A 17,827-nucleotide genomic window follows, 5' to 3' on the forward strand; every position below is an offset into this window, starting at 1 on the left:
TAGCCCGCCGACTGGCGCCGCCAGATCGCAGACGATCCGGCCGCAAGCGGGCAATCCGAGCGAGGTCTTCCATGAACAAGGTCACACAGCCCACGGCTGCGATAAGGCATGCGTCTCGATTGGCTCACGAGGGCCATTGGAAGGCTGACGGCTCAGCCAACAGCAAGGCGCCGAAATGGGCGAAGTACCGCGCCGAGATGAGGAGCGAATTCCCGCTGCCCTACCGCGGCGGCAAGGACCCGCTCGCCGAGCAGATTGGCAAGTTCGTCGGCAAGCTCGACATGCTTCGTCCCGAAAAGGGCGGCCCCGCCTATCTCGGTGATAACGCCGAGCTGACCTGGACCTATCCGGAGGTCAAGGACGTCAAGATTGCCCAAGAGATGGGACCGATCGATGACGTGCTCAATGGGGTCGTGGATATGTTCCAAGGTCTTGGCAACTGGGGCAGTCCACTTACCATGTGCAACGTGCTGCCGCAGGGAAATACGGCGGCGATCATGGCGTCAATGATGGCCCAGGTATTTGCGGCAAGCCTGATCGAGGGCGAATATTCGTGGAACGTCCAGCGCGCGGAACTCGAAAGCGCCGGCATGCTGTCGAACCTCGTCGGATGGGACGCGCAAAAAGCGGGCGGCCTGTTTACATTCGGCGGCACCGGGTGCTGGCTCTACGGCGTCAAGTACGGTCTGACCCGTGTCCTGCCGGATTCGCGCAAAAAAGGCATTCGAACGGACGCCAAAATCATCTGTTCGGAGCAGGCCCACTACTGTCAGGCCAATTGCAGCGACTGGTCCGGCCTTGGCGAGGACAACGTCATTCGCGTCAAAACCGACATCGCCACCAACCAGATGGATTTGATTGATCTTGAGCGAATCCTGAAGGAGCTCACCGCGTCGAAGACACCGATCGCTGTCGTCGTCTGCACGATGGGAACCACTGATTCGAGCTGCTTTGACCCGATCGGCAAGGTGCGGACACTGCTCGATCGCTACCCCAACCCCAAAGGCTTCGGCAAGACAGTCATCTACGCCGATGCTGTTGTCGGATGGTCATGGATCTACTTCAAGGACTACGATTTTATTGGGAACCCGCTTGGTTTTTCTGACCGGATCCTGCCGATTCTTAAGCAGAACGGAGAAATGATGAAGGAGATCGAGCATGCAGATTGCATTGGCATCGATTTTCACAAGGTAGGATATGCGCCCTATATAAGCAGTCTTTTCCTGTACAAGGATGCCGATGAATTCGAGTCGCTCCATCGCCGGGGCCAAGATGCGTATCTCCAGGTTCGGACGCCTTTCAATCCGATGTACTATACACTGGAAACATCACGCACCGCCCAGGGCGCCCTCGCAGCTTGGGCGACGTTGAAGTATTTTGGTATTGAAGGTTTCCAGGCGCTGCTTGGCGGTATACTGGAAACGAAATACTATCTCTACGATCTGCTCGAAAAAGAGCCGGACATGGTGTGCGTCAATGCCGAAGACACCGGCCTAATCAACCTCTATCGCGTTTATCCCAAGGGGGTTGATGCAAAGGCCCAGTATAACAAGGAACTGACAAATCCGGGCGGGCGCCCCGATCTGATCAAGCACAACCATCTCACCGAGGCGGTCGGCAATCTGCTGTTCGAATGGTATCGCACCGGCAAGAAGATCGATGGTCAGTTCACGCCCTGGATGAGTTTTACCACCGGCTTCCGCACCACCGAATATAATCGCGACGAGCATGACTCTGACGAGGTGGTCTTCGCGCTGAAATCGTTCCCGATGAACCCATATGTCACACCAGAGATCATGAAGCATGTGGTCCGCTGCGTCCAGGCCGCACGCGATGACGTAATGAAGAGCAGGGTATTGGCTGCCGCATAGACATCGGAACTCCTCAGTGGCGGCCGGCTCGTTGCCGGCCGTCTCCTTGAAAGGACGAAGACGATGTCCACCGCCGCATCTTCTCCAAGCGCACGTCCCGGCAAACCGCTCGCCAAACTTGGTACGGCAATCGCCCACGGCGGCAAGCTCAAGGCGAGCGGCAAGCCTGTCGTCATCACGATGATGGCCTTCGCCATCATGAATTTCATGACCGTCGTCAGTCTGCGCGGACTGCCGGCGCAAGCGGAATACGGGCTCGTCTCCATTTTCTATTACGTCTTCGCCGCGGTGGTGTTTCTGATCCCGACCGCGTTGGTCGCCGCGGAGCTGGCCTCCACCTTCCCCAAGCAGGGCGGCGTGTTCCGCTGGGTCGGCGAGGCGTTCGGGCCACGCTGGGGGTTCGCGGCCGTCTATTGGCAGTGGCAGGCCTGGGTCTTGTGGCTGCCCGCAGTGCTGGTTTTCGGCGCGGCGGCGCTCGCCTTCGTCTGGTGGCCGCAGAGCTTCGATGCGGCGCTCGCGACGAACAAATATTATGCGATGGCCGTACTGCTGGTCGTCTTCTGGGCGGTCACGGTTTTCACCTTCCGCGGCATGGAGTCCTCGGTCCGGCTGAGCACATTCGCCGGGGTGGTCGGGACGATCATTCCCGGCGCCATTCTGATCGGTCTGGGCGGCGTCTATGTCGCCATGGGCAATCCAATCCAGATGCCTCTCGACACTGGGTTTCTGCCTAACTTCGGCGACTGGCACAGCATGGTGCTCGCCGCCGGGATCTTCCTCTACTACGCCGGCATGGAAACGCAGGCGGTGCATGTCAAGAACATGAGGAATCCGGCCCGCGACTATCCGCTGTCGATCCTGATTGCGACGATCATGACGATAGTCATCTTTGTGCTCGGGACGCTCGCCGTCGGGGTGGTCATCCCGCACAAGTCCATCAATCTGGCTTCGAGCCTGCTGGTCGCCTATCGCGATCTGTGGGCCGCCATCGGCCTGCCCTGGGTCGGCAACATCATGGCCCTGATGGTCGCCATTGGCGTGCTCGGCCAGGTCAATGTCGTGACATCAGGCCCCTCAACGGGACTTCTGGCCGTCGGCAAAGCCGGCCACCTTCCCCACATCCTGCAGAGGACAAACGCTCACGGCATGTCCGTGCCCATCCTGCTCCTGCAGGCCGCGATCGTCACCGCGCTTTGCGTGACGTTCCTGATCCTGCCGTCTGTCGAATCGGCTTTCCAGATTCTCAGCCAGATTTCGAACCTGATGTTTCTGGCGATGTACATGACGATGTTCGTGGCCGCGATCCGCCTGCGCTACACTGAGCCCGACATTGTCCGTCCGTTCAAAATCCCGGGCGGGAACTTCGGCATGTGGCTTGTCGGCGTCGTCGGCTTCCTTGGCGCGCTGGTCTCGGGATTCCTGAGCTTCAACCCGCCCTCGCAGATCGGCACGGGAAACGCTTCGATCTATATCGGCTTCCTGGTGATCGGCACGCTCGTCGAGATCGCGATTCCCTTCATCGTCTTCGCCTTCCGCAAGCAGTCCTGGAAAGATCCGAATTCCGATTTCGAGCCGTTCGAATGGGAGACGAAAAACTCCCGGCCCGCGCCGCCCGGCGCTCCAATCCCGGTGCTCCCGGCCGCTGCGGGAGCGGCTTGAAAGCAGAGTTCTCGCTTCTTCGTCTTGAAAGGACGCTCCCATGAAGGCCGTCGACTACAGCAAGTTTTCGAGGCTCAGCCCGTTCGAGCTCAAGGACAACCTGACAAAGCTCGCGTCCAGTCATGCGGACCGCCTGATGCTCAACGCGGGCCGCGGCAACCCGAATTTCCTCGCAACCATCCCTCGCCACGGCTTTTTCCAACTCGGATTGTTCGCGATGGGAGAGGCCGAGCGGTCTTTCGCCTATATGCCCGAAGGCGTCGGCGGCCATCCCCGGCTCGAGGGCCTGGAGGCGCGCTTCGACAGCTTCGTCGCCGCCCGTTCGGGCGTAGCGGGGGTCGCCTTCCTCAATTCGGCCGTCTCCTACGTGCGCGACCAACTCGGCCTCTCGACGCAGGCCTTCCTGCATGAGCTGACATCCGGCATTCTCGCCTGCAGCTATCCCACGCCGCCCCGCATGCTTGCGATCACGGAAGCCATCGTCGGCCATTATCTCGTGCGGGAGCTGACTGGCGGCCAGCTCCCGACAGGCGGCATGGACCTGTTCGCGGTCGAAGGCGGGACGGCCGGCATCACCTACGTCTTCGAGACGCTGCGCGAGAACAAGCTGCTGACGCCGGGCGACAAGATCGCGATCGGCATGCCGATTTTCACGCCCTACATCGAGATTCCGCAGCTCAACGATTATCGGCTGCTCGAGGTTCAGATGAACGCGGACCCGGCGCACGGCTGGCAATACGCAGACGCGGAACTCGACAAGCTCGCTGACCCCACGGTCAAGGCTTTCTTCGTGGTCAATCCCAGCAATCCGCCATCGGTGAAAATCGATGGGCGCGCGCTCACCCGGATCGGCGACATCGTCAAGCGTCAGAGGCCCGACCTCATCATCCTGACCGACGATGTCTACGGGACCTTTGTCGACGGTTTCGTGTCGCTGTTCGCCACCTGCCCGCACAACACCATTCTGGTCTATTCCTTCTCGAAATATTTTGGCGCGACCGGATGGCGTCTCGGAGTCGTCGCCACGCATCGGGACACGATCCTCGATAAGCAGCTCGCGGCGCTGCCCGAGAGCGACAAGGCCATTCTGGACGGCCGCTACGGCTCGCTCGTCGTCGACCCGAGGAAACTCAAGTTCATCGACCGGTTGGTCGCCGACAGCCGGACGGTCGCGCAGAACCACACGGCAGGGCTTTCGACGCCGCAACAGGTTCAGATCGCCCTCTTCGCGCTGTTTGCCCTGATGGACGAGCAGGAGTCCTACAAGAAGGCGATCAAGCATGTCCTGCGCCACCGCCAGAGCGCCCTGTACCGGGAGCTCGGCCTGCCAGCCAAACGGGACCCGAACGGCGCCGACTACTATACGTTGCTCGATCTCGAGGCGATTGCCTCCGAACTTTACGGCGCCGAGTTCGCCCAATGGATGCTCGCGAAGAAGGAGCCGCTCGAAATGCTGTTCCGGCTCGCGGACGAGGGCGGCGTCGTCTTGCTGCCGGGCAAGGGATTCGGAACCCTGCATCCATCCGCCCGTGCATCGCTCGCGAACCTCGATGAATATGAATACACGAATATTGGACGGGTGATCCGAACCCTAGCCGAAGAGTACCACCAGGAATTTCTTCACCGCGCCTCCGCCGCGGCCGAGTAACGCGCTGTATCCGTTCGGGGCGGCCCCTCATGGCGGCCCTCGCGGCGGATCGCCCCCCGGGGCGCATGGGCTCAACGACATCGAACGCGGTTGCGTCTGATGGGATCCGTCTGAATGAAGGAGCCTTCGCGATGTTTCAGGACCTCTTCGGCATGCTGAAAGGACTCTTGTCCGAACGCCCTGAGCTTGCGATCTTCGCCGCGCTCATTGTCGGCTACGCGGTTGGGGGCATTAAGTTCGGACCGTTTCAACTCGGCGGGGTGGCGGGGACGCTGATCGCGGCGCTCGTGATCGGGCAAGTCGGCGTCGCCATCGACCCCAGCCTCCAGCGCTTCATGTTCACGCTCTTCATCTATGCCCTTGGCTTCTCGGTCGCGCCGCAGTTCTTCGCCAGCGTCGACCGCACGACCTGGACCTGGGGCCTGCTGGTCGGCGTCGAAGTCGTCCTGATCGTCGTCGTGGCCTTTGTCGCCACCTGGCTGTTCAAGCTCGATGTCGGCACGGCGAGTGGGCTGCTGGCCGGATCGGCCACCGAATCGGCCATGGTCGGCACTGCGAGCGAGGCGATCGGTCGGCTCGGGCTCGCAACCGACGTGACCAAAGCGCAGCAGGCGAATGTCGCGAGCGCGTATGCGCTGTCGTATATCTTCAGCCTTATCACCATCGTGTTGTTCGCCAGCCAGCTTGCGCCGAGGCTCCTTGGCATCAACCTGCGCGCGGAGGCGCGCAAGGTCATGGCGAAGCTTGGGGGCGCAGACGAGAACCTCGACGCCGACCAGACCCATTCCTTCCCGTCGTTCGGCAGCCGTGGTTTCCGGGTCGCCGCCGCCGCCGGCAAGACGGTCGCGGCGCTCGAAACCGAGCTCAGCGGCGCTTCGACCATCGAGGGCATTAGGCGAGGCGCGACGACCGTTCCCGTGCTCGAAACCTGCTTGCTCGAAACCGGCGACGAGGTCGCGGTGACCGGTCCTCGCGCGACGCTTGCCGACGCGGCGCGCGTCTTCGGTCCGGAACTCGGCGCGCCCGCCGACGTCGACTTCATTGTCGAAACGCGGGACGTCGTGCTGACTCGCCGCGACATGCACCGCACGGACGCCGCGGCGATCGTCGACCTCCTTCGCGCGTCCCATTGCCGCGGCGTTTATCTCGCGGGGATCAAGCGGATGGATCGGAGCCTCCCGCCTCTGCCGGGAGCGAAGGTCCGCACCGGCGACGTCTTGAGGCTCTATGGCAAGCCGGAGGATGTGGCGCGCGCCGCCCGCCTGCTCGGCGAGGCGGAAGCCCCCAACGACACGACGGATTTCGTCTATCTCGGCGGAGGTCTGGTTCTCGGTATTCTGATTGGCCTGGTCACCGTGCCCCTGGCCGGCGTGCCGCTTGCGCTGGGGAGCGCCGGCGCTCTGCTGTCGGGCCTCGGTTTCGGGTGGCTGCGTTCGAGGCGGCCGACCTTCGGGAGGTTCCCGCCGGCAGCGTCGCAGATCCTGAAGGACCTCGGACTGTCGGTCTATATCGCCGCCATCGGGCTGACTTCGGCGACGAGCGTCGTGGCGCTTCTGAGAGCCCGCGGTTGGGAACTGCCGGTCTCGGCGATCTTCATCTCACTCGTTCCCACGACCGCGTCGATCTACATTGGCCGCTATCTCCTGCACATGGAGCCGGCGATACTTTGCGGCGCCATCGCCGGTCAGCAGGCCAGCACGCCCGCGATCAAGGCGACCGAGGCCGCCGCGGGCAATTCTGTTCCGGTCGTCGGCTACACCGTGACCTACGCGATCGCCAATGTGCTGCTGCCGCTGCTCGGTCCCCTCTTCGTGGCGGCATTCGCGGCGATGAACATCCATGCAGTCTCGCCTTAGGCCGACAATCTCGGGCGTCCGCAAAGGGCGGACTCCTACCGTCCGATGGCCCGGGCGAACGCGACCGAAGCGCCGGATTGCGGTCAATGGTGAAACGCGACAACGCGCGTTCGTAAGCATAGCGAAGTTCTCCTGCGCTTGGGACGGAGGGCGGCATTGTGGCGCTCTCGGTTCCATAGTGTCCCATATCCGTTTCGACAGACACAACAACAACAGAACGTGCCGGACTACACGCCGCGCGCTATCGGGCAGCGCGTTGCCCGCGGCTGACCGGATCGAGGTCACGAGCAACGCGTCATCACCAAGCGCTGCAGTCGCACGACCGCGTGTCGACCGCGCTCGGGAATTTCGAACGGTTACGGGGGCCGAAAGCTTTTCGCCTCCATGTCGCTCAAGCGCAGGTGCTCCGTCAGGTCGCGCGTCGCCTGCGCCATGCCCCACAGAAGGTACAAGACCGATCGGAACCCCAATGAAGTTCGGAATCGCTTCGAATCAGAACGGCGTTTGTCGCGTGCTTTATGATACGAGTCTATTCTGCGCTAGAGAGCAGAAGAGCGCCCATCAAGAGGTCCGCGGCGCATCAGGAGAATTATAGTATGGCGAAGAAACCAAAACCGCCCGCCAGAAGACCTTGGTCGAAGGACGAAGTGCGTGATCTGAAGAAACATTCCAAGGCAAGGACTCCGGTCGAGGCGATATCGAAAGCAATGAAGCGAACCGTGGGCGGATTGCGCCAAAAAGCCTTGGCGCTAGGAATTGGTCTGGGTCATCGGCGTTAGCTACCAGCTACGAGGTTGTGCGATCGACCTCCTGACCAAGCCGTTGCAGATCGCGAAAATGAACCGTGCAAATGGGACCACCACCACCTCGCAGGGTTGCCTGCGACGCGCAGGCATCGGCACCTCGATCTGTGGCGCTTAATAACCCGTCATCTCCAAGTATCCTTTCCCCTCGTGCGAGCCGTGAAAGCTGATCGGGCCTTCCCAATAGGGGAAGCTTGTCGCCATCCAGCTGGCGCCGTTCACCGGCGCCGTTTCGACGTCGATCCCGTGACTCTTCACAAGGAGCTTCCAGCTCACGGGAAGAACTCGCCCAGCGAGATGCGTCTCCGAGAGCGGCAGAAGCGTAATGTCATTGCGATCGAGCGTCTGCGCCGCGCCGTCGGCGCCGATCCAGGTCCCTGCGCAGAAATCACGTGACGTTCCGTCTCTCAGCCGAAAGACCATCAACTTCTCGCCGGTCGAGAGATGCAACGAAAACCAGTCCCAACCCTTTTGGGTCGCAGCGAGAGGTTGACTGCTCCATTCCCGATCCATCCATGCAAGGCCCGACAGCTCGACCTTCCTTCCATGAAGCACGAGGACGCCATCGATCTTGAAGAAGGGCTGGCTGAAATAGTAGGAGGCGCGCCCGTCGTCCGATTTGCGGCTGAAGCCCTGGTCGCCATGGAGAACAAGAGGCTTGTCGGCGGCGAGATCGAACGCATAGCGAAAGCCTGGGCCGTTGGCCGAGATTCTTGCGCGCGAGAGCGCTGCCCCCGGAGCATCCAGGCCCGCGCCGGGCGCTTCCTGGCGCGCCTCGAAAATCCAGTCGTCGATCCACGCGCGAAACGGCTGCGTGGTCACCCCGGCCTGTCCGACGCCGCCGCGGGCGAAGGTTTCTGCGAAGAGATGCTCCGTAGCGGTGGTCACCGCCGCGTGGCCCATCCAGACCGTCTGGTTGGCCCATCCCTCGCGCTCGTCTCCCGGCGCGCCAGCCTGGCGGAACAGCGTCCATTGAACGCCGTAGGCGGCGCCGGATTCGTCTTCGAGATTGGCGGTCAGATACCACCATTCCGTGCGAAAGCCGGGATGGGGGCCAAGATCCCGCGGGAAGACCAGCGGCGTTCCCGGAATTGGCCGGTCGAAACCCGCCGCTTCCGCGCCCAGTCCCGCGAACCCTTTGTCGGCCCCTTCCGCGAAGGCGGCCGGCGCCGCGGCCAAGGCCAGCGCGGCAAGAACGACCAACACAATCCATCTAGCGCTCATTGGCAAAAACCCTCGCCAACTGCGCCGGCGTGGTCCGGGCGAAACGGATGATCGGCGCCATCGCGGCGATTCCCGCGGTCAGCAGCGCAAGCGCCAGAATCTCGAGCCACTGCCCGGGAAAGAGATAGAACGGAAGGCGCCAGCCGAAGGCCTGCACGTTGACAACCGCCACCAGGCACCACGCCAGGGCAAGCCCGAGCGGCAACGAGATGACGGCGGTGGCGGCAGTGAGCAGGAGGATTCTCAGGAATTCGAGCTGCGCCAGGCGCCGCCGCGGCACGCCCGTCGCCCAGACGGGCGCGACTTGGGCCAGACGGATGTCGCCGAGCGTCGTCAGGCTCGCCAGCAGGGCGATGGCCGAGACGACGAGGGTGAGCGTGTTGAGCGCCGCCGTCACCGCAAACGTGTGCTCGAAGATTCGCGTCGAGATTTTCTTGATGGCGGCCTGGTCGGCGATGCGGACGATCTGCGCGCCGAACTGGCTTTGCATGGCCACGATCAATCTGGAAACCGCGTCCGGCGCAACCCTCAATCCGAACGTCACCCGCGGCGCGTCGGGCCAGCGCCGCGCAAGCGCATCGATGTCGATCCGCAATTGTCCCTTCGGATTGCCGTAATCGGGAAAGACGCCGACGATTCTTGGGCGCCAGATCCCGCCCGCCGTAGGAATTGCGAGCTCCGACCCGAGGGCGAGATCCAGGCGGCGCGCGAGCTGTTCGCTGACGAGCACGCCGTCGCCACGCTTCACCTCATCCCAGGAATCGGCAACTTGCGCGAGCATCGGGAAGTGCGATCGGTAGGTCTCATGGGAGGTCATGCCCACGACCTGGGTCGGCCAGCCGGCGAGCCTGACGGTCGTTCTCGCCGCCGGCAGTAACGCCAAGACCTCCGGCCGCGTCGAGAGCCACGATTCGATCCGCCGGGCTTCGGCGTCGCCCGCCGCTTCGAAATAGACTTCCTCGACCAGCCGTCCGTCCAGCCAATGCGTGAAGGTCTGACGAAAGCCTTCGACCATGCCGCCGACGCCGACATTGGTCGCCAGGGCCAGCAGCAGGGCCGTCAAGGCAAGCGAGAGCCCGGGAAGTTGCTGCCGGCTGTCCGCCCAGAACCATTGCGCCAGCGGCGCGCGCGCGCTCATTTCGCCAATATGCAAGGCGCCGGCGAGCAGAATCGGCGCCAGCAGCGCAGCGCCGAGCAGCAGCCCGGCGATCACCGCGAAACCCGAATAGAGGTTTTTGCCCCAAACATACGCCGCGAGCGACGCGGCGAAGGCAAAGAGCGAGAGACACGCCCGGCGTCGCATGAAGCGTTGCTGCGCTTTCCGCCACGCGAAGGGTTGAGCGGCGACCAGAACAGGCAGGCGAAGCGCTTTCCAGAGGCCGCCCGCGGCCGCGACGAGCGCGCCGAGGAGGGCGATGCCGAGACCCGACAGCAGCCATCCGCCATCGAGCGCCAGCCTTCCCGACACCTGTCCGCCGTAAAGCGCATCGAGACTGGCCGCGACATTGGGCAGGAGCGCGGACGCAAGCCAGTAGCCGGCTACGACGCCGGCGCTCCCGGCGGCCAGCGCCAGCAGCGCCAATTCACCGAGCATCGCGGCGACGAGCGCGCGCGAGGACAAGCCGACCGCGCGCATCGTTCGCACCATCGCCAATCGCTGTTCGAAGGCCAGTCCATAGGCCGCGTGAACGATGAACAGCCCGACGAGACAGGAGAGCAGCCCGAAAGCCGTCAGGTTCAGATGGAAGCTTTCGGTCAGCCGCCGCAGGTCGGCCTCCTCTTCGCCGGGCGGGCGAAGGCGCAGCGCGCCGCCGGTGACCGTCGCCAGCGGCGGCGTCTCGACGTCAGGCTCCTGCTGCAGGATCAGTAGTGAAAGCTGTCCGGGCCGGCCGAGCAACGCTTGCGCGATGCCGATGTCGACGACCAGCAGCCCGGGCGGCGTCCCGACGCTCGGCCGGATCGGCGGCAGCGCCCTCCCGCCATCGATGGCGACGGCAGCGCCTGCCGCGGCGCCGAGATCACGCAAGGTCTCCGGCGCGGCGATGGTCTCTCCCGGCGGCGCGGAAAAGGCGCCGAAACCCTTGTCGCCCGCAAGGTCGCCATAGCGAACGCCGCGAGGCAGGGTCAGGGGCTCGATCCCGATCAGCAGGAAGGGCATGCCGCGAATGAGAACCGTTCCTTCGAGCGCCGGCGACACCTTCCAGCCCGCCAGCCGCAGCTTGACGAAAAGATCCTGCGCAATCGCGCCGCCGCTCGTTGGGACCAGGCTTTGTGCCTCGCCGCCGCCGAAAGCCGAAGCAGCGCGATCATAACTTTTGCGCGCGTGCTCGTTCAGCGCCTGGACTCCGCTCCAAAGCGCCGTGGCGATCGCCAGCCCGACGAACAAAGCGGCGAAATTGGCCGGGCGCCGGCGCCAATGGCTCAGAAGCGTGACGAGCGTCCAATAGACCTGTTTCACGGCTTTTCGATCACTCCCGCGCTGAGTCGGACCTGCCGTTCGAGTCTCGCCGCCAGTCGCGCGCTGTGAGTCACCATCAGGAAAGCGCAGCCCGTCGCGGCGACGACGTCGAGCGCAAGCTCCATGAAGTCGTCGGCCGTCGCTTCGTCGAGGTTGCCGGTGGGCTCATCCGCCAGCAGGAGACGCGGACGAACGGCGAGCGCCCGCCCGATGGCGGCGCGCTGTTGCTGGCCGCCGGACAGCTGTTCGGGATAGCGGTCAAGGAGATTTCCCAACCCGAGGCGATGGATCAGCTCCTCCTGCCAGACCGGGTCGAAGCGGCCGGCGAGGCGCGCCTGAAACGCGACATTGGCGCGGATCGTGAGACTGGAGATCAGGTTGAACTGCTGGAAAACGACGGCCAGGGTCTCACGCCTCAGCGCAGCGCGTCCGAAGTCGGAAAGCCCTGTCACCTCGGCGCCGTCCACGAAAATCTCGCCGTCTTCGGCGTCGTCGAGTCCCGCGACGAGATGCAGGAGCGTGCTCTTGCCGCTGCCGGATTCTCCCATCAGGGCGACGCTCGCGCCGGCCTCGAGCGAGAGATCGACGCCCCTCAGGACGGCGACGCGACCTTGAGGCGTCAGATAGCTCTTCTTCAAGCCGATGACGCGCAGCACGGACGCACGGGCCTGGCCCGCCGTATCGCCGCTTCGTTCGGTTTGGGCTGCGTCATCCATGGTCGCGTCGCATTTCATTGATGGGTTTCAGCTTCACCGGGAAGATAGAACGCGAGGTGATTCCTGTAAGAGACCCAAAGGCGAAACCGCAGCCTGACGGCTTCTGCCGGCGATATCGTCATTCCGTCTTTCGGCCATAAGAACCATGGATCGCGAGCACGGGCTGATCCGTAAGTGGCGGATCGAGGATCGGGAAAGCGAACGTTTCGTGGTTCCTCGTGAGGGTCTGCAGCCAGTAGCCGGCGATGGTCGGGCTGGCGACGATCTGCAGCGTGCCGCGCTTGAGCTCCCTGAACTCAGCGAACGCCCGCCCTCACGCGAAACAGTCCGTCCCCTTCTGATTGGACGGACTGAGTCTGATTCATGACGTTCCCTGTCTCGTTTCGGTCACTGCCGCGATGGTGAACCCGTACGCCGCGCAAAGCGCTGGCCCGACTGGGCGAAAGGCGTCTCGTCCGGCGCGCCGTCCAGGCTCCGCGGGGGACGGGGTGTCGTTCGTGACTTGATCACATCCACGCTTATTCGGAGAGTTCCACGACCCTGCAATTGATCGGCTCGTCGAAGGGGTCGATCTCATGCCGCCTCACAAGCTGCATAAGCCTGCTGCGAGCGTCCGCGGCGCCGTCGATATGGAGGACGTCCCGCGCGAGTTCCTCTCCGTTTCGCTCGATGATCACGGCACAGAACTTTCTTGAGCTTGTCGTCATTGAAGCCTCCTCTGTTGTCCTGCCTGGAATCCCCACGACGAAGGCAGCACGCGGATAGTGCGAGCACGAACCCACATTGGGGTCACTCCAGCCTGACATTGACGATGCACGGCCCTGATTGTGCGCTGCAACATGGCTTTCGCTTGACGCGAGCGCCAACGACTGCGCTTTTCCGGGCGACTTAGAGATACGGCAACAATCGCCTGTTGGATCAATTGACGCTTCCGACGATGGATTCCCTCGGAACGCCTTCGTCGATCATCCGACCCGCGTACGCCGGTTCGCCGAAATCCGGAATCCCAGCAAGCCAAGTCATCCAGACGCACCCCAACAGAGCGCGATTCAGTTATTGTTCCGCCGGTCCTTAGTCGCCCAAAGCGCGATTTTCCTCAAAGGACCGCGGGCGGCGCGGACTGTCGAGAGATGTCGGCTCCGATTTCGGCGGCGAGGTCGGCCGCTCATCTGTCCGGCGTGGGCCGCTGCCCGACGATGACGTCGCCGTTGACCTTGCGGGCGCGGGCGATTTGAATGAGGACGGGCAGGCCGGCTGAGGCCGCCTGCGGTGCTCATACGCCGTTATCGGCTTCATCCTGGACGAGACGCGGTTCTCGTCTCGCTCGCCCGCCGGCTTCGCAATTGGCCCACGCAATGCGCCTGCCATTCTTTGATCCGACAAGGGAAGAAGTCGTCGCCGTCGCGACGGACTTGATTATTCGGTTCGGCCTTGAGGCGCAGGACGAGGCTTTGCATCTAACGGAGGTCGCCGCGAATATGCGCGCCGTCAGGAATTGCCAGCTCTACCGTCTCGCCGCCCGCGAGATCGAGAAAAGCTTCGCCGAGGCGCGAACCCGCAGGAGCCGGGCGCCCGAGTCAGAAGCGGCAATATAGAGTTTCGTCGGCGCGCGGGTATTCCCTGGGACGTACAGCTTTGCCCATGGTCTCAAATGAAGCGCAAATCGACATCCGCAATCTTCAGTTCGTGCTACCAGCCGTAGCCTGGCCAGCCGAAATGGCGGTGTAATTGTCGCTCGCCGACCTGGTCCTCCAGGGCCAGCGGGTCCCAGGCTGGGCTTGATTTCACCTGATCGCGAGTGACATCGACATTGATGTGATGTTCGGACCAGTCGATGTCCTTCACCGCAAACGGCGCCAGTTGGACATGCTTTCCCGGCCACCAATCCCGGGTGGCGATGACGAGATAGCGGATGTCCCAGTTGACGTCGTCGGCCAGGAAATTTTCTACGTGGCCGAGGTCGCCGTCGGTTGCGTGGACGTGATAGCCGTTGACCGAGACGAAGCTGCGCAGATGCGGATCGCCCTCGCTGCGATGGCTTTCCCTGTCCGCCGCCTGACGCGCTGCATTCTCCGAAAAGATCAGCGGCTCCAAAAGCGGCGAGGCGATGTCGCTTGCGCCAAAATACGTCGTTCCCCACGCCGGATCCCACCCATAATGGTCGTAAACGTCGGTCTCCATTTGCTTCGTCACCGGCTCATCCTGGCGCGCATCCGGACTCGCCTCGATCTGCTCCTTGGTCAGCCGGACCGACACGACCGGCGTGTCGCCCGTAGTCATCATCGGCAGAACGCGTCTTGCCGGAGCGAGGTCCAACGGAGCGATCGCTGAGGGGTGGATCAATACCTGGCGACCGGGCAACCAATGTCCGGTGTCAACCACCATCCAGCGGACCTTCCAGCTCCGGTCGTCGAACAGGAAGTCCTTGACGGAGCCAACATGGCCGTCGCCTGCCTCGACGGGGCATCCGAGCAAACCGCTAACGGCGAACAACATGGTGCGGTCACTCCTGGTTAATCGCCCCCTTGTTGGCTTTGGCTAGTCGGCAGCGGGCGGAAGACCGGCGTGTTATCCATCGTGTCTGACATTATCGGCGCTGCGCTCGCGTCGGCCGCTTCAGTGCCACTGCCGCGCGCGATTCAGGCGCGCTTGCTTGCCGCGTGAGCGCGGGGACTGCGTTTTCCTCCCGACGCCTCCGTCTCTTCCAATAGAGTCCTAATGATCTTGGTAAGTTCCGCAACGCGATGCGAAAGCTTCTCAACATCTTCCCTGGTCGGAATGCGCAAAACGCGAAGCGCTCGCGCCACACTGTCTTCAAACGGGCGCCCCAACTGGTCGGGTGATAGTTGATCCCACGCCTGGGAAGCCTTCGTCACAACACCGGTATATGCATCTTCGGCGGCATTCTTGACCTGTTTTTGAACCCGTTCGCCTTCTTCGACCAGCGACTCAAAAACTCCGGTTCCTTGCTTCTGGGCCGCGGTGAAGGCGCCGACCCCGGCCAACCAGATCCGACTTGCTGAGTCCCGAATTCCTTCCGCCAGTTGTTTATTGACGTCTTCCTTCGGCGCCTCTTTCGACTTCGTCGGCATCTTGGTCGCTCCTCTCGCTGTTAACCCTTTTTGCTGTCGGCCACTCCGGCCGCCAGACTTCGGTAGCAAAGCGTTAGATCGCATTCCGCGCTCTATTCAAAAAGCGCCCTCGGGAGGGCAGAGCCGCCGCGCCATGTTTGGCGCTAAACTTTGCGCCTCTCTCTGTGGGTGGGCACTCGACCGCTGCGCATGCCGAGGACGACGATGAAATCGATATCTTGAGGTCATTTATTCGATTGCGACCAACCGTATTTGGCGCACGCCTCGTGATCGCAACCGGTGCGCTCATATTCGTGAGCCAACGCCGCCCACTTACTCGTCGCAACCTCGCCCTGGGGCTCAGTTCGCACCGCATTTTTCTATTCCAGAAGAAGCCTGGTAACTCATCGCCGCCATATGGTTGGTGAGGTGACGACCGATTTGAACTCGACCGGTCGCATAGAATATCAGGAGACGCCAGATTCGGAATTTACCTACACAACTCCGATTTTATCGTCGCTCGATGGGAAGCACACACGCCGTCCGCGGCGTTGCGGGTAGCCGAGGAGCCAGCATTTCAATCCGGATCCTTGCTGCCCATAGGTACATTCCGAGTCTTGCGCGTTCGCGGAGCGCGGACCCCAGTACAATCATAATGTCATTGTTACCTCACTATTTGCGCGGTCGCAGCGCGGACCCGCTTCGGAGCAACTTCGTAGCCGCGGTAGCATGGCGCCGCGAAACGCAAGGACCCAAGCGATCTTTTGGAGTCAGCATAGCCCGCGCGCGATACGGCCAGTAAAGCAAATAATATCCGGAGGAAACAATGCCCAACAATCTGATCGAGATCACCCCGTCAGCTTACGATTATCCACTGCTCATCAGGCATTTGTTGGACACGCCTCTGGCCCGCTCGCCCGACCAGGTTATCGTCTATCGCGAGCACCGGCACACCTACCGGCAGTTCCGCCATCGATTGGGGAGCCTGGCCAGTGCGCTGACCGATCTTGGCGTCAAGGCCGGCGACGTCGTTGCGGTGCTGGAGTGGGACTCCCACCGCTACCATGAATGTTACTTCGCGATCCCAATGATGGGCGCTGTGCTGCAGACGGCGAACATCGCGCTGCCACCTGAGCAACTGCTCTACACATTGAACGAAACCGGCGCATCGACCTTGCTGCTCAACGTCGATTTCCTGCCGCTGATCGAGCCGCTGGCGTCGAGGCTGCCGAACGTGACCCGCTTCATCCTGCTCAACGACCGGCCCGAACTCCCGGCGACGACGCTGCCGGTCGCCGGCGAATACGAGGCGCTGATCGAATCAGGCTCGCCGTTCTTTGTCTTCCCTGACTTCGACGAGAGGACTCGCGCGACGACGTTCCACACCACAGGCACGACAGGGCAGCCAAAGGGGGTGTATTTCAGCCATCGCCAGATCGTGCTGCACGTCCTGGCCACCCTGGTCGATATCGGCGTTGCGACGGCGCAAGGTCGCGTGCATCGCGACGATGTCTATATGCCGATGACGCCGATGTTCCACGTCCATTCCTGGGGCGTGCCCTACTCCGCCACGCTGATCGGCCTGAAGCAGGTCTATGCCGGCCGCTACGCGCCCGACGTGTTCCTGCGGCTGATCCGGGACGAGGGCGTGACCTTCACAACCTGCGTGCCGACGATCCTGCAGATGCTCTTGAACGCGCCCGGCAGTGAGGGCGTGGACCTTTCGAAGCTGAAGATGATCGTTGGGGGCGCCGCGCTTCCGCGCCCGCTCGTGAAGGCCGCCCTGGAGCGCGGGATAGACGTGTGCGCCGCGTATGGCCAGTCAGAAGCCTGCCCGACCCTTACGATCATGCATCTCAGCACGGCGCAGACGACAGGAGACGCTGACACAGAGGTCGAGCTTCGGATCAAACCCGGCTACGCCCCGCCGCTGATGGAGTTGCGCGTGGTCGATTCAGATATGCGGGACGTGGCGCATGATGGCAAGGCCACGGGCGAGATCGTCGCCCGCGCGCCGTGGCTGGCGACGGGATACCTGAACGATCCCAAAGCGTCCGAGCGGCTCTGGGCTGGGAGATACCTGCATACCGGGGACGTCGGCTCAATCGACCTTGATGGCGCGTTGCATATAACCGACCGTCTCAAGGACATCATCAAGAGCGGCGGCGAGTGGATCTCCTCGATCGACCTGGAGGACATCATTCTGCGGCTGGAAGGTGTGACGAGAGCCGCTGTGATCGGCATTCATGACGACAAATGGGGCGAGCGTCCACTGGTCCTGGTCCATTTGCTACCGGAGTTCAAAGGATCGATCGGTAGGGACGAGATTCGCGCCCATGTGAAGCGCTCCGTCGAGAAGGGCCTGATCTCGAAATTCGCCATGCCAGACCGCGTCGAATTCGTTGACGCGCTGCCGCTGACCAGCGTCGGCAAGATCGACAAGAAGAAGCTGCGTGCGGAGTACCGCGTCCAACTGCCCGCGGGGCACATGCCCGCGGCGGCGGAGTGACGTCGTCTTGTA

The 17,827-nt window shown here is 62.7% G+C and carries 13 protein-coding genes; 7 read left to right on the top strand and 6 right to left on the bottom strand.

The features are described from left to right. Nucleotides 1-71 precede the first annotated feature (71 nt). The 5 genes from DFR50_RS17115 (at nt 72) to DFR50_RS17135 (ending at nt 7,813) form a co-directional block, all read left to right on the top strand. Nucleotides 72-1,871, top strand: a complete 1,800-nt coding sequence (locus DFR50_RS17115) for a pyridoxal phosphate-dependent decarboxylase family protein (RefSeq protein ID WP_113890492.1) — start codon at nt 72-74, stop codon at nt 1,869-1,871. A 63-nt stretch (nt 1,872-1,934) separates the two neighbouring features. Next, nucleotides 1,935-3,530, top strand: a complete 1,596-nt coding sequence (locus DFR50_RS17120) for an amino acid permease (RefSeq protein WP_113890493.1) — start codon at nt 1,935-1,937, stop codon at nt 3,528-3,530. Between the two features lie 40 nt (nt 3,531-3,570). After that, nucleotides 3,571-5,178, top strand: a complete 1,608-nt coding sequence (locus DFR50_RS17125; RefSeq protein ID WP_113890494.1) for a bifunctional aspartate transaminase/aspartate 4-decarboxylase — start codon at nt 3,571-3,573, stop codon at nt 5,176-5,178. 131 nt (nt 5,179-5,309) lie between these two features. Further along, on the top strand, nt 5,310-7,034 hold the full coding sequence (gene aspT, locus DFR50_RS17130; protein ID WP_170153256.1) for an aspartate-alanine antiporter: 1,725 nt from the start codon (nt 5,310-5,312) through the stop codon (nt 7,032-7,034). 596 nt (nt 7,035-7,630) lie between these two features. Next, the gene (locus tag DFR50_RS17135; RefSeq protein ID WP_113890496.1) at nt 7,631-7,813 is read left to right on the top strand and encodes a hypothetical protein; all 183 of its coding nucleotides are present in this window, start codon (nt 7,631-7,633) and stop codon (nt 7,811-7,813) included. A gap of 138 nt (nt 7,814-7,951) precedes the next feature. Here DFR50_RS17135 and DFR50_RS17140 read toward each other — a convergent pair whose 3' ends face one another. The 4 genes from DFR50_RS17140 to DFR50_RS17155 form a co-directional block, all read right to left on the bottom strand. Next, on the bottom strand, nt 7,952-9,061 hold the full coding sequence (locus DFR50_RS17140) for a lipocalin-like domain-containing protein (RefSeq protein ID WP_113890497.1): 1,110 nt from the start codon (nt 9,059-9,061) through the stop codon (nt 7,952-7,954). Continuing rightward, nucleotides 9,051-11,519 (bottom strand): FtsX-like permease family protein, encoded by a 2,469-nt coding sequence (locus tag DFR50_RS17145; RefSeq protein ID WP_113890498.1) that lies wholly within the window; start codon nt 11,517-11,519, stop codon nt 9,051-9,053. The genes DFR50_RS17140 and DFR50_RS17145 overlap by 11 nt, the downstream gene beginning before the upstream one ends. After that, entirely contained in the window at nt 11,516-12,235 is a 720-nt protein-coding gene (locus DFR50_RS17150; RefSeq protein ID WP_245427874.1) for an ABC transporter ATP-binding protein, read from the bottom strand. Before DFR50_RS17150 ends, DFR50_RS17145 begins: the two co-directional genes overlap by 4 nt. Before the next feature lie 518 nt (nt 12,236-12,753). Beyond that, nucleotides 12,754-12,942: a hypothetical protein gene (locus DFR50_RS17155; protein WP_113890500.1), complete on the bottom strand. Its 189-nt coding sequence runs from the start codon at nt 12,940-12,942 to the stop codon at nt 12,754-12,756. 648 nt (nt 12,943-13,590) lie between these two features. Here DFR50_RS17155 and DFR50_RS17160 point away from each other — a divergent pair. Then, complete coding sequence (locus DFR50_RS17160; RefSeq protein WP_113890501.1) at nt 13,591-13,830, top strand: hypothetical protein; 240 nt, start codon at nt 13,591-13,593, stop codon at nt 13,828-13,830. Nucleotides 13,831-13,924: 94 nt separating this feature from the next. Here DFR50_RS17160 and DFR50_RS17165 read toward each other — a convergent pair whose 3' ends face one another. Together DFR50_RS17165 and DFR50_RS17170 are read right to left on the bottom strand one after the other, a co-directional pair. Continuing rightward, the gene (locus tag DFR50_RS17165; RefSeq protein WP_113890502.1) at nt 13,925-14,731 is read right to left on the bottom strand and encodes a PRC-barrel domain-containing protein; all 807 of its coding nucleotides are present in this window, start codon (nt 14,729-14,731) and stop codon (nt 13,925-13,927) included. Between the two features lie 143 nt (nt 14,732-14,874). After that, on the bottom strand, nt 14,875-15,327 hold the full coding sequence (locus DFR50_RS17170; protein ID WP_170153257.1) for a phasin family protein: 453 nt from the start codon (nt 15,325-15,327) through the stop codon (nt 14,875-14,877). A gap of 805 nt (nt 15,328-16,132) precedes the next feature. On the opposite strand from DFR50_RS17170, the gene DFR50_RS17175 reads away from it, so the two are divergent. Continuing rightward, nucleotides 16,133-17,815, top strand: coding sequence for a long-chain-fatty-acid--CoA ligase (locus tag DFR50_RS17175; protein ID WP_113890504.1), 1,683 nt, complete (start codon nt 16,133-16,135; stop codon nt 17,813-17,815). Nucleotides 17,816-17,827: the final 12 nt, after the last annotated feature.

Source organism: Roseiarcus fermentans, assembly GCF_003315135.1.
GTDB classification, from domain to species: Bacteria; Pseudomonadota; Alphaproteobacteria; order Rhizobiales; family Beijerinckiaceae; genus Roseiarcus; species Roseiarcus fermentans.